Consider the following 23,390-nt stretch of genomic DNA (forward strand, 5'->3'; position numbering starts at 1 on the left):
CCTTTTGCTTATCTTTATTATTGTTTTTGTTTATTTACGGCTTGCAACACAAGTGTCTTTTTAGAAGTTGTGTTGTGAGTAAACGAAGTAAATTCTACATCCCTGAATTTAAATAGCATATCGTCATAATGTGGGCTTAGCACATTACCCGACTGACCTGTTGAATTCATGAAGTAGTGCTCAGTGTTCACCTCATTGAGCATGAAAATCTGGCGGAAGCTCGCTCCTAGCGTTTGAAGATACCCCTTAGATTGTTCGAAATGAGAAATAGCAACATTGATCGAGTCACTTGAGCCGCCATTTGGAATTTGCCGGCTAAAAATCAATTCCAAGAATTTAAACTCATTTAATGGAAAATGGCCGTACGAAGCACTATTTACGTTACCCCACTGCCAATCATCCATGTTACTACCTTCAAGTTTACTCAAGCGTTTGAGACTACCGTCTAGCGAATTAGATAACATATCGTGGCAACTCTCTACCTCATTGGTAGATACATCATCACACCATGTTAACTGCTCTGAAACGAGTACATGGTGTAAACGTTCTAAAGTCATCTGATTGGCCAGTCCTTTCAAAAAGCTTTCTTCAGTCGCGTTCCCCCAACTACTCGCCAATTCATCGTGAAATATTTCTGCCCGAAGCAGCTCCATCCACACGATGAAAATAGTGGCTGCTTGGCTATCACTGCTCATGTCTCCATTCCAGTTTGACACATAATCTAAAGCTTGTTTCTGGCGCTCATTACGCGGTTTAAATTCTTTTAGGTATTCCAATATGGTCCTACTTGGCAAATTAATTGTGTCAGCTTGCATCTTGGCAACATCCTCAAAAGATAAATTGCCTTTTGAGCTTGCGATTTTATTCTCTAATAACTGTTCAATACGGTCAGCTCTCCCTGGTGGAGCCCAGTCTCGAGAGATGTAATAAGGGTAATCAGGCACATCGATCTTGTTGTTTGCGTTAATAATATAGCCTTTTTCAGGATTATATATTTGTGGCCACTCAACGGGGGGCACATAACCCTCCCATTTACGTTCATTGCTCCAGCCTAATCGTGGTAAAGCGCTTTCGCCTCCTCTGCGCATGGGTATTGCGCCCACACCAAGGTATCCTATGTTGCCACTGGTATCTGCATAAAACATGTTTAGATTGGGTGATATCATGTCACTTAGCGCTCGTTTATATTCATCCCAATTCGCTGCGTAGTTAAGTGCAAAAAACGCATTGTATGTGGTATCACGCTCTTCCAGAGCGGTCCATTTTAGTGCTATCGGTTGATCAGATACTCGAAATATATCACTGATAATAGGGCCATTCTGACTCTCTCTAATTTCAATCTCTACGGGTTTAATGGGCTTACGCAAATGGTGTGGGAAGTCAGCTCTGACGGATATGGTTTCCTTTCGAGTGCTAAACTCTAACCATTTCTCATCAAAGCGATAGATACTTTTATCTTTGTGATGCGGACGTTCAATGAATAAATCTTGGTTGTCGGTCATCATAGCGGTACCGCCCCAAGCAATATCGTTATTTTTACCAAAAACAACAATGGGCAACCCAACCAATGTCATACCGGTTGCGGCAAGTTTGTCTCCCTTTAAGCTCGCGGCAAACCATAAAGACGGTGTTTGTAAGCCAAGGTGAGGATCGTTGGCTAAAATAGCATGCGCATCTTTCGTATGCTGCGGAGCTATTACCCAAGCATTACTGCCCGAGTATTCCAGCCCGATGCGTAAATCTCGTTCAATGTCACTTTGTAATTGAGCAATTTCATGTAGCCCATAAACGCTGTTTTGACTGACCGTCAGTTCCGTCTCTGCAATATGAGGCATGATGCTCTTCAACATTTCATCATCTAGTAGTTGATGTGCTAATAGCGTCGAAATTTCCTTTCGAAAGTTGCCACTTAGGTTAAGGGCAAACAGCTTAATCCACGCGATAGAATCTTTCACTTCCCATAAACTAGGGGTCACATCAAGTATGTGGAATTCAGCGGGTAGTTTAGGGTTGCTGTTAATCCAGGCGTTGATACCGGACACATAAGAATCTAGCGATGCTTTAGCTTGAGGGTTCAATGATGCTATTGCTTTTTCAGCGCTAGCACTTAACCCTAAAGTTCTAAACCAAATATCTCTTTGCAGGTATTCTTTGCCAAGCACTTCACTCAAGCGCCCTTCCGTCATACGTTTTTGCATCTCCAACTGCCACATGCGTTCCTTTGCATGAATATAACCTAGGCTGAAAAATGCGTCTTGGTCACTCATAGCCACAATGTACGGTACACCGTAATCATCACGTGTAATTTTTACATCCGCCCTCAACCCTTCAACACTCAGTGTACCCGTTTCTTCAGGCAGGGTTTCTTGTAAATATCCCCATACGAAAGCAAATAGCATGGCAATAGGCAGTAGGACTATTAAAAAAAGCCTCAAAAACATCGGGTGTTTATTAAGCATAATCTCATCTTGAATTAGTATTAAACAACAATTAATGGCTTATTATTATTAACATATAGCCATAAACTTCTTTTTCTAACTGTTCTGCTTTCTTCATGACGACAGTGTCATATAGTTAGCAGCTTACCTTTGCAAAACTTCAATATTCCATTATAAGTTGCCTTTATTTATTATTATTTTTGCAATTTCTTTGGCTCCTTCACCTTTTAAGATGGAGAAATGATTACCAACAATAGATGTATATTTTAACGTGTGTTCTGAAAGTACCTGGCTGAGATATGACTGATATTCTACCGGAGAGTAAGGGCTCTCAGTTGCCAGTATCATAGACATAGGTACTTGTGGTTGAGACACAATTCGGTACTCAGTAAACAGCTTAGCCTGATGCTGCCACGTTTTAAGTGCACATTCTGGGAGCCCTGCTATAGCGGCGTCTGCGCGCGGTCTTTTAACAACAGAATCACGTAGCTTATGCTGTTCAAAATATGTATCGATCATGACAACATTGACTTCACTTCCTCGAGAATTCAAATGCTGGGCCAGCTCTAACGCTAATACGCCACCATAAGAATGACCCACTATGGTAAAGCTGCTGTAATCCACATTTTCTAAACATGCTGCGAATGCAGCTATGTTTTGTTCAATTGAAGAAAAAGGCGACTCGCCTGTTACTAGACCTTGATGGCGGAAAACAGATATTGCAACCTTATCATCCATCAGGTTGTCGGTGATTTCCATAAAGTCTTTTGCTGTTCCGGCTGCACCAGGAATCAAGAAAATGCCATGCTTTGCTCCTTGCGGTGCACTTACCTCAGTTAACAAACTAGATTCATCTAGTCCTGATTGCATTGAATCAAGACTTAACGCCTGAGCACGTATCGTGCTATCACGAAATAGTGTCTGTAACTCATATGCCTTTTCAAATTTGCTTTGGATTGCATAAAGCAACTTCACCAATAGCAATGAATGACCACCCAGCTGATAAAAATCAGCTTCGGCACTAATTTGTTCGATATCTAGACTCAGAAGATCTGCCCATATCTGTGCAAGCGATTTTTCGGTATCTGTTTTTGGTGCTACATATTTACCATATAACGAATTTATCTCTGGTTTGGGAAGCGCCTGTTTATCTATCTTGCCGTTCGGTGTAAGCGGTAATGAATCCACCGCAATAATGGTCGCCGGAACCATAAAGCTCGGCAGCTTTTCGTGTAGTTGACTGTGTACTGACATCGTAAGCTGATTGATTTGCTCTTCATCATTGAGTGGCGTAGTAATATAGCCGATTAGACTTTGGACACCATGTTCACCTGAGAAAGTTGTTACCGTACTGCGCCCACCACTACATTGAGCCAGTGCCCTTTCGACTTCGTCAAGTTCGACTCTAAAGCCTCTTAATTTGATCTGTTCATCATTGCGACCAATAAACTCGACATTGCCATCAGCAAGATAACGAACCAAATCACCCGTACGATAAAGTCTGCTCTGTGTATTATTATCAAATGGGTTTTGAATAAATCGCTCTTTGGTTAACTCTGGGCGATTTAAATAGCCTCTTGCCAGTCCATCACCACCAACATATAACTCTCCAATAGTGCCTTTTGGTACGAGGCCGTAACTTTCGTTTAAGACAAAATATTGTACGTTATTATTTGGCTTACCTATATGCACATTCGAGTGACTATTTAGCTCACCCATTGAGCTACAGATTGATATTTCAGTAGGTCCATAGCCGTTGATAAAGACCTTCCCCTCTTGAGTCCATTTTTTCACTAGCTCATTCGAACAATGTTCACCACCTACAATCACCACATCAATAAATGAACAAGACTCGGCATCCAAGCTATCAAGCATTGAAGGAGTCATAAATAGATGCGTCACATCGGCGTATTGAGAAAGTTCGTTTTGGAATGACAAAGTGCTGGCAAGTCGCATTTGTGCACCAGATACTAAAGCAGTCCACATTACCCATATTGCCGCATCAAAAGCGGTCGAGGTTGCTTGGTAGATCGATGAATTCGCATTGATATGTACTCTGGCTGCGTTATCTACAATCGTATTGACCAAACCTCGGTGTTCAACCATAACTCCTTTTGGCTGGCCTGTGGATCCAGACGTATAAATAACATAGGCCAGAGAGCTAGAGCGATGTGACTCAGCCACAGCTAAGTTATGTGCACAATAGCAGGCTATTTCTGATTTAAATTGCTCATCATCAAGGCACAACACGTTCAGTTCGCTCAGTGCATCTATCTGCTGGGCGAATTCAGTTCTACTAACAACATATCGGATTTGAGAATCAGCGAGCATATACTTGGTCCGCTCTTGCGGATAATTCGTGTCGAATGGCACATATGCCCCTCCGGCTTTCAATACAGCAAGTATCCCAACAACCATGTCTAATGAACGTTCTAGATAAATACCAACGAGCGTTTCTTTGCCAACCCCTTGTTCACGTAGATAATGCGCTAATCGATTTGCTGCACTATTTAGTTCCCGATAGGTCAGTGAGTTATCGTCAAGTACGAGTGCGATGCTGTCTGGCGATTTTTCCACTTCTGACTCAAACAATTGATGAATGAGTTTATTTGATGGGTAGTTGGTCTTGGTATCATTTAGGCTATGCGTTAGATTATGCACTTCTTGTTTCGATAGCATGGGAAGGTCTTGTATCATCTCAACACTATTATCAACTAAAGCAGTTAATGCATTCACCAAATGAGTAGCCAAAGACTCAATATTTTGCTGACTAAATATTGACTTATCATAAACCCAATTAAAGCTTATCCCCTGCTCAGATATTGCAGCATTAATATCTAAATCAAACTTGCAAGAGATACCATTTCTTTCATACCCGCTAAAGTTCACGCCAGGCAAAGTTAATACCTCTTGCTCATTGGTATTCATACTGAACATGATCTGGAATAGCGGCGTATATTGTCTGCTACGCAGCACATTGCAGTGTTCTACAAGCTGCTCAAACGGAATGTCTTGGTGTGCTTGTGCCTCGATATTAACTTTACGCACCTGTGCCAAATACTCGTTCACGCTCTGGGGATGTGTATTGACACGTAAAACAAGAGTATTGACGAAAAAGCCAATCAATGGCTCTAAATCAACATGTGTTCGGTTAGCAACAGGTGTACCAATGACGATATCCTGACTATTTGAATGCCTAGATATAACAAGTGATAAGACAGCATGAAACAACATAAATGGCGTCAGTTGCTGCTGCTTTGCAAACTCCTCTATGCGGTTTGCTGTCGCTTTATCAATCTGGCAGCTAACAGCCTGCCCTACATGCTTTTTAACTGTAGGCCGAGGTTTGTTGAGGGGCAAACCATGCACAGCAGGTACCGCTTCAAGTTGCGTTAGCCAGTAGTTCAGCTGTGTTTCTAATACTTCCCCTTGCAGCCACTCTCTTTGCCACTGCGCGTAATCAGCATATTGTATTTTCAGATCAGGCACTGGACTGGGCTGGCCAGCAATTGCGGCTTGATACTCTAAAGCAAACTCCTTGATTAACAAACCCATAGACCATCCATCGGAGGCGATGTGATGCATATTGAATAATAACACACCGTTATCTTCGCGCTCTGATAGCTGTATGAAAGTTGCACGTAACATAATGTCTTGACGTAAATTGAAAGGCCTTGCGATATCCTGTTGTACTATGGCATCGACCTGCTCTTGTTGCGCTCTTTCATCGACATTACTCAGATCATGTTTCACCAAATTAAATTCAACGCCGTCAAGAACAACTTGTACTGGTTCATCAACTTGGGTATCAAATACCGTTCTGAGTACTTGGTGACGTGCAATGATATTAGACATCGCCAATTGTGCGGCAGCTAAGTCAAACTGTCCTGAGACTCTCGCAACCATTGGCATGTGATACTCTGGGCTTGCCCCTTGGAGCTGATTGATCATCCACAGACGTTGCTGAGCAAAGGATAGGGCAACTGGCTCGCCAGACACCCTTGCCGTCGCTTTGAGCTCTGGGGCTAACAAGCTTGCACCAGTCTGTGCATCCAAAGTACTTGCCATTTTACTAATCGTTGTGTGTTCAAATAGCTGCTGAACACTGAGTTCTTTATCAAGCGTATGTTTGATCTCTGATATTAAGCGGATAGCCAGTAACGAGTGTCCTCCAATATCAAAAAAGCTTGTGCCTGTGCTAATAGCGTCAACCTCTAGCTTCAATAGGTTAGCCCAAATTTGTACGAGTGAGCGTTCAGTGTCGGTGGTCGGTGCAACGTGTTCCCCCTGACCCTGCATTGTCGCGATGCTTGGCTGCGGTAAGGCTGCTTTATTTACTTTTCCATTCGGTGTCAGTGGTAAAGAGTCTAGCACCGTAATGAAAGGTGGAATCATATGAGCAGGTAATTGCTCTTGTAATTGCGCTTTTAAATCACTCTTAAACTGTCTGTCATCGGCATTATAAGACTGCTCTATTGTGATATATCCCGCTAACTGCTCTGAGCCGCTTTCACCGACGACGATGACGGTACAAGCATTCACATGCTCGCATCGACTCAGCGCATGCTCAATTTCACCAAGTTCAACACGAAACCCTCTAACTTTTACCTGATCATCATTGCGACCAATAAACGTTACATTTCCATCTTCAAGATAACGTACTAAATCACCTGTTTTATAGAGTTTGCTATTTGGGTTGTCAGACAATGGGTTTGTAATAAATCGTTCTTGTGTCAGTTCAGGTAAATTTAGATAGCCTCTCGCTAACCCATCCCCTCCGATATAGAGCTCACCTACGGTGCCCATTGGTACGATTTGAAGTTGGTCATTTAAGACGAGGTACTGAACATTTGCGCTAGGTTTCCCAATATGGGGGGGGGAGTATTGCGTCAATTTACTCATAGAGCTGACGATGGTGACTTCTGTAGGGCCATATGCGTTTAAAAATACTTTCCCTTGTCGCGACCATCTATTCACTAAATCTTGTGAGCAGTTTTCACCACCAACGATGACTACTTTGATGAATGGACAGGCATCTACATCTATACTCTCTAGCATCGATGGAGTCATAAACAAATGCGTTACATCAGCATATTTAGTCAGTTCAGCTTGGAAAGAAAGCGTACTAGCTAACCTGACTGTCGCACCCGCAATTAACGTATTCCAAATAAGCCATATTGACGCATCAAATGCTATCGATGTGGCCTGATATGATATCGCTCTGGGCTCCATTTCAACACGACTTACATTATCCATAATCGTATTGACTAGACTTCTGTGCTCGACCATTACACCTTTGGGGGTGCCTGTCGAGCCAGATGTATAAATCACATATGCCAAGTTTCTACTGTGTTGGCGAGTCAAGAGTGTAGGGTTTTCTGCCGAGTACTGGTCAAACTCTTGTTGAACCCTTACATCATCTAACCTCACCATATTTATTTCATTGGCGAAAGATAACTGTTCAGCTATCTCAGATAGGGTCAGCATGTGCTCTATTTGAGTATCCTCTAACATATACTCAAGTCTTGATTTCGGGTATTTTGGGTCTAGCGGCACATATGCAGCGCCTGCTTTTAAAATGGCCAGTATACCCACCACCATTTCTAAAGAACGTTCAACACAGATCCCCACAAGTGTTTCAGTGCCCACTCCTTGAGCTCGTAAATAATGTGCTAGTCTATTCGCATTGGCATTTAGTTCACGGTAGGTCATCGTATGGTTTGCGAACACCAATGCCAGGTCACTAGGCTGACTAAGGGCCTTTTCCTCAAATAACTGATGGAATAACGCTTCTCTCGGATATTCTGTTTGCGTACTGTTGAGTATATGCGTTTGATAATGTATTTCTTGATCAGACAGCATAGGCAGTTGCGACAGTTCAGTGATACTCGGATTAGAAAATTCACTTAATAATTTTGTGAGATGCTCAGCCATTGATGTGATGTGGGCGTGAGTAAACAGTGACTCGTCATAAACCCAGTTGAACGTAATTCCTTCATCACTGATTGCAGCATTGATATCCAAGTCAAACTTACAAGCAATACCAGAACGCTCATAAGGCGTAAAATTGACACCTGGCAAGCGCAAGGCTTCACGACTAATTGTATTCATACTGAACATAATTTGAAAAAGTGGCGTATATTGACTGCTACGAGTTATATTGCACACTTCCAACAACTGCTCAAACGGCAACTCTTGATTTGCCTGAGCATCAATATTGACCTGCCTGATATGAGCTAAATACTCACTCAATGAATTTTCACTTGTATCGACCCGAAGTACCAATGTATTGACAAAAAAGCCAATAAGTGACTCAAGGTCAGCATGCATGCGGTTTGCAACGGGTGTTCCAATCACAACGTCTTGGTTATTTGCATGCCTTGAAAGTACTAGGGCTAACGCAGCGTGAAATAACATAAAATTGGTCAGCTGGTGCTCTTTTGCGAGTTGATAAAGCCGCTCAGAGGTTGCTTTGTTTATCTGACTACTGACGACTTGGCCCTTGTGTTTTTTAATTTTCGGGCGTGTTTTATCAAGTGGTATGCCATGTAGTGTAGGAACGTGACTAAGCTGTTTCTGCCAATAAGCTAATTGTCGGTCTAGCACTTCCCCTTGCAACCAGTTTCGTTGCCAATGAGCGTAATCTGCGTATTGTATTTGTAGTGCAGGAAGTGGGTTCGCTTTACCTGTCAATGCGGCCTCATACTGAGCCTCAAATTCTTTGACTAATAGCCCCATTGACCAGCCATCTGACGCGATATGGTGCATATTAAATAATATAATGCCCTTATCCCTTTGTGCCGAGAGCTGTATAAATGCCACTCGAACCATAACGTCTTTACTTAGATCAAATGGTTGAGAAATATCCAGAGTGACTAGGTTAGCTACTTTTTGTTGCTGTACCGACTGGCTAAGTTCACTAAGATTATGATGAATGATTTGGAAGCTTACATCATCGCGAATTACTTGCTCTAACCTGTTGTCGTGGTGCAAGAATACAGTTCTAAGCACTTCATGACGTTCAATAATGTTTTGCATAGCTTGCTGGGCAGCAGCTAAATCGAACTGCCCAGTGACATGAAAGGCCATTGGCATATTGTATTCAGGACTACCATTTTGCAGTTTATCGATTGTCCAAAGTCGTTGTTGTGAAAATGACGGTGCAATGGCAGAATTTTTTTGTCTGGCAATGGGCTTAAGCGCGGGCATTGCTGGATTCTGATCTGCTTCTTTATCTAATACGCTTGCAAGTGACTCAATGGTTGGACGCTCGAAAAGTTGATGAATGCTCAGCTCTTGATGTAGTTCACTTCGTATCTCAGAAATTAGACGGATCGCCAGTAAAGAGTGACCACCAACCGAGAAGAAATTAGCATCCGTACTGATGCTTCCCGCTTCAAGATTAAGCAGTTTAGCCCAAATGTTAACCAATGCTTCTTCAGTTACGTTTTTTGGTGCAACATACTGCGTGTACTGCGTGTTGCCTTTAGGCTCAGGAAGCGCCTTTTTATCAACTTTGCCATTGAGAGTTAGCGGCAACATCTCTAGCACAACGAGAGCCGATGGCATCATAAACTCAGGTAGCTTTGCTTTCAGCTGATCCATTAGAGAAACGATCTGTGGGTGACTGTCGCATGAGTCATCGGCATTATCAATTGTGACATAACCAACAATGCTCTGTGCTGCGCCCTCGCCCCTCACTATAACAATGCTAGACGTTACGCCGCGACATTGGCCTAATGCGTATTCAATTTCGCCCAGTTCAATTCTAAAGCCACGTATCTTGACTTGCTCATCATTGCGGCCAACAAACTCTATGTTGCCATCCATCGAATAACGTACAAGATCACCTGTTTTGTAAAGTTTTGTGCCGGAGTCATTGCTTAAAGGATTATTAATAAATCGCTCGGCGGTTAAGTGAGGCTGATTTAAATAGCCTCGTGCTAAACCAGCCCCTGCGATGAATAACTCGCCTACGGCACCATATGGCACAAGCTGTAAATGCTCATCCAGTATGTATGCCTGCGTATTTGCGATACATTTACCTATGGCTTTAGTGCCGTGAGAAAGCAATTGATAACTGCTATTTACACAGGTCTCAGTCGGGCCGTATGCGTTGATTGCACGCTGCTGCTTGTCATCACAATAAGCCATTATCTTATTAAGTTGGGTATATGTGAGTTCCTCACCACTTACGATCAGGCTCGGGAAATACAGATTTTGCGAACACAGCTCGGACATCACTTCTAACACCATGCTCGGTGTAGAATTGTAGACTGGGATTTGGTGTTCATTAAGCAATTGGGCAATGTCTTTCGGTGATTTTTGTTGCTTTTTGCTTAGTACGAATACCGTAGCGCCTAACCACAATGACACAATGCTTTTTAACGACGCATCAAAACTATAAGATGCAGACCAAAGCCACTTTGTTGGCTCTACATTTAGATCTGCCAATTGAGATGTAAACGTCAAGCCGAAGTTGGTAAGGTTACGATGCTCTACCAATACACCTTTAGGTTGTCCAGTTGAGCCCGAAGTATAAATGACATAAGCCAAGTTATTGTGGTCTTGCTGAGGCAACTTCTGCGGATTGGTTACCGGATGTTGGTAGATTGCTTGTTGCTGCTGTGGGTCGTCCAAAAGAATAGCTTGCGCGTCATGAAGATTACCCAATTGTGGGGTGACATTCACTTGGCTTAGCACATACTTTACTTGAGTATCCTCAAGCATGTGCTGCAATCTGGCCTGAGGGTAATTTGGGTTTAGTGGAACGTATGCCCCCCCAGCCTTCAATACAGCGAGGATCCCAATAACCATGTCCAAAGAATGCTCTACACACAGGCCCACCAGAGTCTCGACTGTTACCCCTTGTTGGCGTAGGTAATGTGCTAGTTGATTGGACGCGGCATTTAATTCTTGGAACGATAAGTGCTTACCCTCAAATACTAAGGCCGTCTTTGAAGGATGCTTTGCAACCTGTTCTTCGAATAGCTCGTGAATAAGCTTATTTTCTGAGTGCTCAACGTGCGTTTCATTGAGCGTATGTGTTAAACGATACTTCTCTCGCTCTGATAGAATAGAAATATCTTTGAGCATTTTCACATTGTTATCTGCCAATGTACTCAATACACGTGCTAAATGAGATCCCAAAGAACAAATATACTCGTGGCTAAATAGCGATACATCGTATACCCAATTAAAGGTGATCCCTGTCTCAGAGACTGACGCTTTAACATCAAGGTCAAACTTATTGAGAATGCTTCCACGGTCATAAGCACTGAAACTCACCCCTGGTAAGTTTAGTGACTCTCGATCGTTGGTATTCATGCTAAACATGATCTGAAATAATGGATTATACTGGCTGCTACGCTGAACCTGAGAATGATCTATGAGCTGTTCAAATGGGATATCTTGGTTGGCCTGAGCATCTATGTTGACTTGTCGTACGTGGGCCAAATAATCACTCATAGTTTCGTGATCGGTATTGACGCGTAAGACTAATGTGTTAACAAAAAACCCAATTAATACTTCTAATTCAGCCTGCATTCTATTCGCAACAGGCGTACCAATTACAATGTCGTGATTATGTGAGTGTTTCGACAACACAAAAGCAAGCGCAGCATGAAACAGCATAAATGGCGTGAGTTGATGCGCTGAGGCTACTTGTTGTAAGCGGTCGGATGTTGCTTTATCTATCTCAACGCTAACTGCCTGACCAATGTGTTGTTGAACAGCTGGACGCTCGCCACTTAATGGTAGGCGGTGTACCCTAGGTAAAGACTCCAACTGTTTGGCCCAATAGCTAAGTTGCTTATCCAGTACTTCACCTTGCAACCAAGTGCGCTGCCAATGCGCATAATCTGCATATTGAATCGCCAGATTTGGGAGTGGGCTGCGACCACCTGATACTGCTGCACTATATTCAGCGGCAAACTCTTTTATGAGAATACCCATGGACCAGCCATCAGAAGCAATATGATGCATATTAAACAACAGCACCCCTTCACTTTCTTCAGATGATAGCTGTATATGGGTTGCTCGAATCATTATATCGTTGGCCAAATCAAATGGCTGTGATACATCTTGTTGGATCAGTTTTGAAACGTGGTCTTGCTGTTGCTGTTCGCTAGATTTGCTCAGGTCGTAGCGATTTATGTGAAATTCAAACTCGTCATGAATAAGTTGAACAGGCTCTTGATTTTGTGTAGAAAAAGTTGTGCGTAACACTTCATGACGTTCAATAATATTACACAGTGCTTTTTCCGCAGCATCCACCACAAATTGACCACGCACCTTAAACGCCATTGGTAAGTTGTATTCAGGGCTGCCACTGCGCAGTTGCTCAATCAACCATAGCCTTTGCTGCGCAAAAGAAAGCTGTTGTGATTTGGCATTTATCCTTGATATTGCAGGCCGAGTATTTTCATTGAAGCTGTCTTTTGACAGGTACTCAATAATTTCGGGCTTGTGTTTTAATACATCTTGCTTGGTACTTTCAGGAAAACTATCTACAGTTAAGCGATACTTTAAGTTTTGACCTTCAACATACAAGATTACGCCTTGCAATGCTGCATTCTCAATGATTTTTCTTACGCTCATAGTGTCCCTTCAGATTTAAATTCAGCACTCTCTTTAAGATCACTCAGCATTTTTCTTAATTGCAGATCGTCAATCAATCCAGCCAACTTGCTTATTGTTTCGAATTCAAAAATTTGGTTCACCGCGATTTCTAAGTCGAATTGCTCTCGAATTGCAGCTAGAAGTTTGATCGTCAATAATGAGTGTCCGCCTATTTCGTAAAAATTGACTGTAACACTTAACTTACTACTATCTACTTTCAATAATTTAGACCAGATTTGAAGTAGCGACTCTTCTGTTTCTGACTGTGGTGCAACGTAGTTTTGCTGACCCAAGCTTGCATCAGGATCTGGTAATGCTTTTTTATCTATTTTCCCGTTTGTGGTCAGTGGCAGTTGGTCCAGTAGCATAAACATCGATGGAACCATGTAGTTTGGTAGCATTGTGTGTAGTTCGGCACGCAAGTTATGTATCAGCGTGCTTTCGTTTCCAACGATGTCGCCTTCCACAGCTACGTATCCAACTAAGCTTTTGTTTTCTTCCGAGCCCTTGACTAGCACCACGCTATTTTTCACGCCATTACATTGATTTAAAGCACTTTCCACTTCACCCAATTCTATTCGATAACCACGGATCTTAACTTGAGTGTCATTACGGCCGATAAATTCAATGTTGCCATCATCGAGATATCGAACTAAGTCTCCGGTTCTGTATAGTTTGTTTTCTGGGTTATCATTAAACGGATTTTTAATAAAACGCTCAGCAGTCTGAGATTCGCGATTCAAATACCCTCTGGCAATGCCCGCACCACCAACATATAGCTCCCCAACACTGCCCTTAGGTGCTAATTGCCTTGAAGGGCTTAAGATATAAACATCCACATTACTAATAGGCCGCCCGATATTGATATGAGCGTTTGGTGAAAGTCTTCCTGCGGTCACACAAATAGAGGCTTCTGTAGGACCATAAGCATTAATTAATGTAAAACGCTCAGAGAACTTATCGATCAACGACTCACTCGCTTTATCACCAGCTACGATCAGTGTTTGAATAGCACTATTGTCCAAAGTCATGTTGTTCAGTAGCGAAGGTGGAAGCGTAATGTGCGTGATGCCTTGGTGCTGTATCATAGCTTCGAGTTGAGTCGTATCACTCACAGCTTTCGCATGGCACAAGTGCAGCTGAGCACCGCTCAATATAGCCATGAATATTTCCGATACCGAAGCATCGAAGCACATTGATGCAAATTGGAGTACTTTGCTTTGAGGCGAAATAGCAAAGGTGTCTATTTGAGATAGGATGGTATTGACCACACCATGGTGCTCGACCATAACTCCCTTAGGTACGCCGGTTGAGCCCGATGTATAGATGATATAAGCCAAACTATGGGAGTGATGCTCCGTTGAAGCAATAAGGTTGCTTGTTGAGTAGTTGTCAAATTGTTGTTTATCTATGAGAACTACATTTAGGGCATCGGGTAGAGAAACCTGCTCAATTACTGAGGTATTGCTAAGTAAATACTTAATTTGGGTATCTGCAAGTATATGTTGTAGCCGCGCACGAGGATAATGAGGGTCAAGTGGTACATATGCTCCTCCTGCTTTAAGCACAGCTAATATGCCAACTATCATATCGAAGGAGCGCTCAACACAAATACCTATCAAAGTCTCCGTCGTTATACCTTGTTCACGAAGGTACTGTGCGAGCTGATTAGCTCTTTCATTCAACGTGTTATATGTCATTGTCGCGCCATCAAACACCAAAGCAATATTATCTGGCGTGTTAGCGGCTTGATCTTCGAACAGTTCATGGAGCAGCTTATTAGGGTAGCTGATTTGGTTACTGTTCAAAGTAGACGTCAATTGAAAAACTTCATGCTTTGATAGCATGGGTAATTCTTCTAAATCTGTTACATGGCTTTCAGCGAACCCCTCTAATAGCTGAGCTAGATGCTTACTCAGTGTTTCAATATGATCATGACTAAATAATGACTCGTCATACACCCACTGAAATGAGATACCTGCTTCAGTAATATTTGCTTTAATATCTAGGTCAAATTTGCAGTTGATGTTCGAGTGTTCATAAGCGCTAAAACGAATGCCAGGTAGCGATACCGAAGCTGGCTCATTAGTGTTCATGCTAAACATTATTTGGAACAAAGGATTGTGTTGGCTGCTACGGGGTATGTTGCAATGCTCAACTAGATGTTCAAAAGGTGTGTCTTGATTTGCCTGAGCATCAATATTGACCTGTCGAATGTGGGCCAAGTACCCTTCAAGCGTCTTGTGGTTTGTATTGGTGCGCAGTACGAGTGTGTTAACAAAAAAACCAATAAGCGTCTCAAGCTCTGCCTGCATGCGATTCGCAATCGGGGTGCCAATTACGATATCTTGGCTATTTGAATGTCTTGATATCACCAAAGCTAAGCTTGCATGAATCAACATAAAAGGCGTGAGCTGATGTGCATTCGCAACTTCCAATAAACGCGCTGAGGTCGCTTTGTCAATGTTGAGAGAAACTGCTTTCCCTTTATGCTGTTTAACTTTTGGACGAGGCTTATCAAGGGGTAGACTATGTATTACTGGCACATTTTCTAATTGCTTTTGCCAATAATTTAGTTGTTTATCTAATACTTCACCCTGTAACCACGTTCTCTGCCAATAGGCATAATCAGCATACTGTATGGGTAATTCTATAGGCGCACTGATTTTGCCACTTACAAGCGCATCATATTCTGCTGCAAACTCTTTGAACATGAGCCCCATCGACCAGCCATCAGAGGCGATATGGTGCATGTTGAACAGCAGCATACCTTCGTCTTTTTGAGGTGAAAGCAATAAATACGTGGCGCGCACCATAATATCTTTGCTCAGTTCAAACGGTTTAGCGATTTCTTGTTGTACAAAGCTGGCAATATGAGTGTCTTGTTCATGCTTATCCAACTCACTCAAATCATATTGTTGTAAACGAAAATCAACGTGTTGCTTTACCAGTTGAATAGGAGAACCATCATGTGTACTGAACACCGTTTTCAACACTTCGTGGCGGTTGATAATATGTAGCATGGCAGTTTCAGCTGCCGCTAAGTCAAACTTGCCTGCCACTTTAAGTGCCAATGGCATGTTGTACTCTGGGCTTCCACCTTGCAGTTGGTCCAGCACCCACAACCTTTGCTGAGCGAAAGAAAGTGGCGCAGAATCTGAAGTCGGGCGTTTTGAGATTCTCGTTACTGCAGCTGTGCTAATCTCATTTTCTATGGTCTGATTTTTTAGGTACTCTATTATTTCTTGTTTATTTTCAGAAATATTCTTTTTTAACTTATCTGATAGACTACCTTTTTTGGCCTTATATGCTAGTCGATTTTCCTTAAGGTATAGATGAACCTGATTAGAGACAGCTTCATCTAATATCTTTTCAACTTTATTCACTAAAATATACCTTCTTCCATCGACTCATCATCCAAATCAAAGTCGATGTTTTCATTATTATTATATTGAGTAAGTTTATCAACCAACTCACTAAGCTGATAAACTGTAGGTTTATTAAATGCTGACTTTAACTCAATTGATATAGAAAATGCTAAATTAATTCTTGTAACTAGTTTGGTGAGTGACAATGAATGGCCACCCAGTTCAAAAAAGTTATCTTCAATACCAACTTTGGACAATGCTAATATATCACACCAAATATCACACATTTTTTTCTGTGTTTCTGTTGTTGGTGGTTTATATTCAGTCTCAGAAGTTTTAATTATATGCTTTGGAAAAGACTTTTTATCAATTTTGCCATTTGGAGTTAATGGGAATGACTCCATAACTACCACATCTTTTGGCACCATATATTCAGGAAGCTCTTCGACTAGAGCCTGCTTGAGTGTAGCCACCAGCTGCTCAGTTGAGCCTTGCTGTTGAAGTTGGCTGTGCTCCGTTATGTAAGCGATAAGTTGCTTTTGACCATTTTCAAGTTCAGGTGCCATCACTAAAACGTCATTCACTAGCTCATTTGCGGCAAGCACCTTTTCAATTTCGCCTAACTCAATTCGAAACCCGCGAATCTTTACCTGATTATCTTGTCTACCCAAAAACTGTAAGTTTCCATCCTCTTTCCAACAGCCAAAGTCCCCTGTTTTGTACATTTTCATATTGGTTTTTGATGAAAACTCATCATCTACAAAGTGGGCTTGAGTTTGTTCCGATAAGCCAAAATAGCCGTCACTGACACCTGAGCCACCGATGTATATCTCGCCTACCTCACCTGGAAAAGCAAGTTGATTATCTTTGTTTAGTATGTAGATCTTAACGCCTGGCAGAGGTTTACCTACGGGAATGCTGATGCCTGATAACTCCTCACCATTGAGCGTATTTAAAACGGTTGCACAAACGGTGGCTTCAGTCGGTCCATAATGATTAAATAGTTGAACGCGATGCTCTGTAAGCTCAGCGAATTTTTTCACCTGCTCAACGGTTACCGCCTCTCCACCGAACATCACCATTTTTAAGCCAACTAATTTTGCTTCAGAGTCATTGAGCAATGCCAGATCTTCAGTCCAGCGTCCCCATAATGACGCAGGGGCGTCAATGGCAGTTATCGCGTGCTGGTTACAATAGGCTATTAATTCTTTCGCGCCTAGTTCAGCTGGATTTGAATGCAAAACAAGTGTAGAACCACTGCTCAAAACGGGGAATATATCCCCCACCGAAGCATCAAAAAATAGCGGTGGGATCATAAGTAGGTGCTGGTCATCGAAATCATGGCTATGTTTAAAGCCCGCCACAAAATTCGCTAGGTTCTGATGGTTAACCTGTACTGCTTTAGGCTCACCCGTCGACCCAGATGTATAGATCGCATAGGCTGGCTGAGCCCCCGATATCGTCGTATTGGCTTTGCCCGCTGCACTTTCGATATCTTCAGTGATAAACTGAGCAATGTTGTTACACATCAACTGCGCTTTTGAAGTATAAGCTTTTGGCGTCAACAAGGCTTTGGCTTCAACGTTTTCAACCATAAACTCAAGGCGTTTTTCAGGTTGATTAGCATCTAGCGGAACATATGCCGCTCCTGAGGCTATAACGCCCAATACTGACACGACTGACTCTACATTTAGCCCAGTAAGCACAGCCACATAATCGCCATTGCCAATACCATTTTTCTGCAATGTCACGGCAATGTCATTCGCTTTCGTAACAAGATCTTTATAGCTGATTTGTGTTGTCGCATCTTTAACTGCGATATGGTTGGGGGATTGCTTTTCGCTGGCTAATATCTGTTCGCATACAGATATATTACCTACATCAATAGGGTCAGTTTGAAGGGTTTCGAGTAAATAGTGCTTTTGTTCTGGTGAAACACTCAACAAAGAAGAGATCGGGCTTGTATTAATATCGTCGGGTGTTATTTCAGCGATAGTTGACAATATACGTTCAAGCTGCTGGTTATATACAGCAATTTTCTCTTCATTAAAAATACTGCCATCATAAATCCACTGAATATCCATACCATTTTCAGATAAATTAACTGCTAGGTTGATATCATATTTTGCAGGTAAGTCCTGATCTGGTACAGAAGAAAAAGTTACATCTGAAAAATTATTAGCAGCTTGAAGTTTGCTTTCTGCCTCATTTTCAAGACTACTTTCAACATTTAAGATAATTTGAAAAAGTGGAGTATACGCACTATCTCGCGGTACATTGAGAAAATCTACTAGCTCATCAAATGGCACTTCTTGATTATGCAAAGCATCAATGTTTACCTGTCTAATATGATGTAAATAGTCAACAATACTCTGCTCAGTAGTATTGGCACGCAGGATCAGGATGTTAATGAAAAAACCGACTAGCGGCTTCAGCTCTGCCTGCATTCTGTTTGCAACCGGGGTGCCAATTACAATATCACTGCTTTCGCTGTTTCGAGACAGAACCAGTGATAAAGCCGCATGCACAAGCATGAACGGGGTCATTCTAAAGCGCTTTGCCACTTTGCCAAGTCGCTCAACTATGCTTGATGATAAATGGCCACTGTATAATGACCCAACATTGTTCTTGACCATAGGGCGAGCATTATCGAGTTCTAGGCTGTGTACTACTGGTAAGTTCTTTAACTGCGCTTGCCAATACTCATATTGAGAAGTTATTTTATCTTTGCCCTGCATCCCCTCATGCTGCCATAAAGCGTAATCGCTGTACTGTAAGGCTAGATGCGGTAATTGCGCTTCAACTCCCTGACTATCGGCTAAGTACAAATGACAAAATTCATTGATCAATATGTTCATTGACCAGCCGTCTGACGCAATATGGTGGGTCGTAAAAATTAAGACTCCATCAAGCTCTAAGCCCACTTTATCAAGATAGATAAAGCTGGCTCGCATCATTAAGTCATTTTTTAAATTGAAGATCTTATATCTATCTTGACGCAAGATATCTGCTAACTCACGCTCTTTTTCATCTTGCGCAAGGGCCGACAAATCGTAGCGTGATAGCTTAAACTCTACATTATCTCGGATCACTTGTGATGGGCCAGTGCCTTTGTCTTCAAGCACGGTTCGTAAAGTAGCATGTCGTCTAACAAGCTCTGAAATTGCCTTTTCGGCAGCGTCGACATCAAACTTACCTTTAACACGCAATGGCCTAACCATATTGTATTCAGGCGTTCCGCCATTTAGCTGATCTATAATCCACAGGCGCTTTTGCGCATATGATGCGGGGATAGAGTCCACCTGAGCATGCGCAGTCACAGCTGGGCGCGTTACCAGTGGCTCTTGTTTACTGAGCCACGCGATAATTTCAGGCTTGTGCTTTCTCATCTCTTGCAATAGGTCTGCATTTAATAAATGTGACTTGCCTATTACTTTAATTTCAGAGTTATCATCAAGGTAGAGCTTGATACCAAGCTCTTGAATTTTTTTAAGTAATTTTGAGAGCATTTATAAAGACACCTCTGTTTCGTCGCTCTCGAGCGCGTGTTGACCCTTTGAGCTTACTTCAAGCCTCATCTTTGTATTGTCTATGTGTTCGGCTAGCAGCTCTATGTCTTGGAAGTTGAAAACATCGCGAATACTGATTTCTACATCTAGTTGACTGTTAATTGTATTAATTAAGGTCACCGCCAAAAGAGAGTTTCCTCCCAGTTCGAAGAAGCCCATCTTGACGCTGATATCAGGTGCATTTTTCCCCAATAATGACGAAAATATAGAAATGAGTGTTTCTTCAGTGGCTGTTGATGGCGCAACATAACCTGTATCTGCCACTTTGGTGTCTGGCTCAGGTAGTGCTTTTCGGTCTAATTTGCCACTGCTGGTGTACTTCAGTTGCTCAACAATCACATAGGCGGATGGCATCATATACTCAGGTAAAACCTTCGCTAAGTGTGACTTTGCCAAATCGATTATGTCTTGCCCTGCGACGTCAGTGGTTACAAGGTAGGCAACTAAGTTTGCACTGGCCGCTTCTCCTTTCACCGCAACAACGACTTCTTCGATGTTCTCCAAGTGCAGCAATTGTGCTTCTATTTCTCCAAGCTCAATTCTAAAACCACGTACCTTGACCTGATCATCAATGCGACCCAGATATTCTAAATTTCCGTCTTTGACGAAGCGAACAAGGTCACCGGTCTTATACAAACGAGCGTTATTTTCTTTACTAAATGGATTAGTAATAAAACGTTCAGTAGTGAGCTCAGGCTGGTTGACATAACAGCGAGCGAGCCCTACCCCGCCAATATATAGCTCACCACAGGCACCCACCGGCACTCTGTTAAGGTACGGGTCCAAAACATAGAATTGAATGTTACTAATTGGCTTACCGATGGGAACAGTGGTTGCTTGGGTATCTCGCTCGGTTGCCCAATAACTTACATCAATCGTTGCTTCTGTAGGGCCGTATAAGTTGTGTAGCTCTGCCGGATGCAATTGATGGAATCGGTTGACCAAGTCTGACGATAATGCTTCTCCACCACAAAAAACTCGCTTGACCGATAAGCACTTCGACCATTGGTCGTGCTGTAACATAACAGCAAGCATTGAGGGCACAAAATGTAATGTAGTCACTTGTTGCGCCATAATTAAGTCACAAAGATAACTTGGGTCTTTATGCCCCTCTGCTTTAGCAACTACCAGCGTTGCGCCTGCAATAAGTGGCCACATAAACTCCTCGACTGAAATGTCGAATGTAAATGGTGCTTTTTGCAGCATTCGGTCTTCACAACTGAGCGCATAGTCAGACTGCTGCATCCAATTGATTCTATTAACGAGTGCCTGATGCTCAACCATTACCCCTTTAGGTTGTCCCGTCGAACCTGATGTGTATATGACATAGGCCAAGTGCTTTGATGTAAGCCCCAGCTTTATAGGATCTGGATTATCATTTGTGTAGCCCATAAGATGCGTGTCTGTCGATGGGTCATCCAAAGCGATAAATGTGCAGTCCTGATAATCAGTGGTTTTTGCAAAGCGTTTTTGCCCAATAATTATGCTCGGGCTGGCGTCTTGAACGATATAAGACAGACGCTGTGGCGGAAGTGTAGGATCCAAAGGAACGTAAGCTCCACCAGCTTTTAAAGTCGCAAGTATCGCTACTATCATTTCTACGGAGCGCTCGGCACAGATGCCCACTAAGCTGTCTGGTCTTACGCCCTGCTCTATTAGGTAAGCAGCCAATTGGTTGGCGCGCTGGTTGAGTGTTGAGTAACTCACTTGTTGGGTTTCAAATACAACGGCTATTGATTCTGGTGTACTTGCCGCCTGAGCTTCAATTTGGCTATGAATACAGAGGTCGTGTGGGAAATCGACAGCGGTATTATTCCACTGTTTTAATAGTGATTGATTTGCCAAAGACAACAAAGGTAGCTCAGAAACCGGCTTTTCAGGCTCACTTACAATACCCTGTAGTAGAACCTCAAAGCTTGCATTGATTTGCTCTATCTCTTCTTGTGTGAATAGATCCGTAGCATAGAGCCATGAAAACTCGAGGCCTTGGTTGCTTTCTTTAGCCGTTAATGTAAGGTCAAATTTGGAGTAAGCCTCTGGAAACTCAATAGTTTCAACATCAATGCCGTTTAGCGTTTCATGTTGAGCACTTTCATGAATCAATGAGAAAGTCACCTGAAAGAGAGGGTTGTAACTGTCACTTCTTTCTGGGTTGAGTTTATCAACCAACATATCAAATGACACCGCGTCATTTGCGTAGGCGTCTAACACATTTTTTTTAGTTTGTTCCAGTAGTTGCTTAAACCCATGCTTAGGATCTACCTGAGTTCTGAGCACTAATGTGTTTACAAAAAAGCCAATCAAAGGCTCTATATCTTTAACATTGCGCCCTGCTGCTGGGCTACCAATCACAATATCACTTTCTGCACTCCACCGACTTAATAGTAAAGAAAATGCGCTTTGCAGAACCATGAACAAGCTGGCATTATTTTCATTCGCAAGCAGGTTTAATTTATCTTTTAGTCCTTTATCAGTCTGATATTTTGATACTTCTCCTACATAGGTTGGCCTTGCAGGCCTTGTGCGTCCTTTAGTTAATTGATGTACTTTGGGAATATCATGTAATTGTGTCTGCCAATACTCTAGCTGCTTTTCAAGCTCACCACTTTGAGACAATTCATGTTGCCAGTATGTAAAATCAATATACTGAATTGGCAGTTCTGGCAATGTGTTACCATTCCCTGCGCTAATAGACTGATATAATTGTGTAAACTCTTTTATTAGCACACCCATAGACCAACCATCAGATGCGATATGGTGGACTGTCAACGCCAGTACATATTCATTTTCTGAAAGCGTGATAAGCATCACTCTGATTGGCCACTGAGTATCCAGTGCAAAAGGTAAATTTACTTCTTGTTGCACTATTTTTTTCATTTCCTGATCGCGAGCAGCCTGCTCGAGGTCAGTTAGATTGTGATGTTGAATTATTACACTCTGCTGTGAGTGAATTTTTTGATGTGCTGTATCACCCACGAGTACGTAAGTCGTTCTCAGTATCTCATGGCGCTCGACAATAGTTTCTAGTGTCTGCTGTAAAACTTGTATGTCCAAGCTGCCAGTCAGCTTCAAAACTGCGGGTATATTGTACTGTGGACTACCACCACTAATTTGGTCTGTCAGCCATAATCTTTGTTGTGCGAAGGACAGCTTGGCAAACTCGGGGTCGACAGAGCACTTTGCTATCTTTTGACTACGTTGCGTTTGATTTTTATTAAGCTGGTCAATTAATTGCTGTTTATTTTCTCGGATCAGCTCTAGTAGCGATGGTTCAACTGCTTTGCCTTTGGACTGTATTTTTAATTTGTTGTCATTAACGCCAAGGGTAATATTGTTGTCTTCTAGCAATTGAATCAATTCACAGGTTGTCATACCTAATTCCTATTTTTAAGTAA

5 protein-coding genes are annotated in these 23,390 nt (G+C 42.3%); all 5 read right to left on the reverse strand.

What is annotated here, in order from left to right:
- Positions 1 to 17 precede the first annotated feature (17 nt).
- The gene (locus N480_RS19865; RefSeq protein ID WP_063374166.1) at positions 18 to 2,459 is read right to left on the reverse strand and encodes a penicillin acylase family protein; all 2,442 of its coding nucleotides are present in this window, start codon (positions 2,457 to 2,459) and stop codon (positions 18 to 20) included.
- A gap of 150 nt (positions 2,460 to 2,609) precedes the next feature.
- A complete protein-coding gene (locus N480_RS19870; protein ID WP_063374167.1) occupies positions 2,610 to 13,037 on the reverse strand; it encodes a non-ribosomal peptide synthetase in 10,428 nt (3,475 codons plus the stop codon).
- Entirely contained in the window at positions 13,034 to 16,444 is a 3,411-nt protein-coding gene (locus N480_RS19875) for a non-ribosomal peptide synthetase (protein ID WP_063374168.1), read from the reverse strand. The genes N480_RS19870 and N480_RS19875 overlap by 4 nt, the downstream gene beginning before the upstream one ends.
- A complete protein-coding gene (locus N480_RS19880) occupies positions 16,444 to 19,935 on the reverse strand; it encodes a non-ribosomal peptide synthetase (RefSeq protein ID WP_063374169.1) in 3,492 nt (1,163 codons plus the stop codon). The genes N480_RS19875 and N480_RS19880 overlap by 1 nt, the downstream gene beginning before the upstream one ends.
- Positions 19,936 to 23,367 carry a non-ribosomal peptide synthetase gene (locus N480_RS19885; RefSeq protein ID WP_063374170.1) on the reverse strand — a complete coding sequence of 1,144 codons (3,432 nt, stop codon included), beginning with the start codon at positions 23,365 to 23,367 and terminating at the stop codon, positions 19,936 to 19,938.
- Positions 23,368 to 23,390: the final 23 nt, after the last annotated feature.

This window comes from Pseudoalteromonas luteoviolacea S2607, from assembly GCF_001625575.1.
GTDB lineage: Bacteria > Pseudomonadota > Gammaproteobacteria > Enterobacterales > Alteromonadaceae > Pseudoalteromonas > Pseudoalteromonas luteoviolacea_E.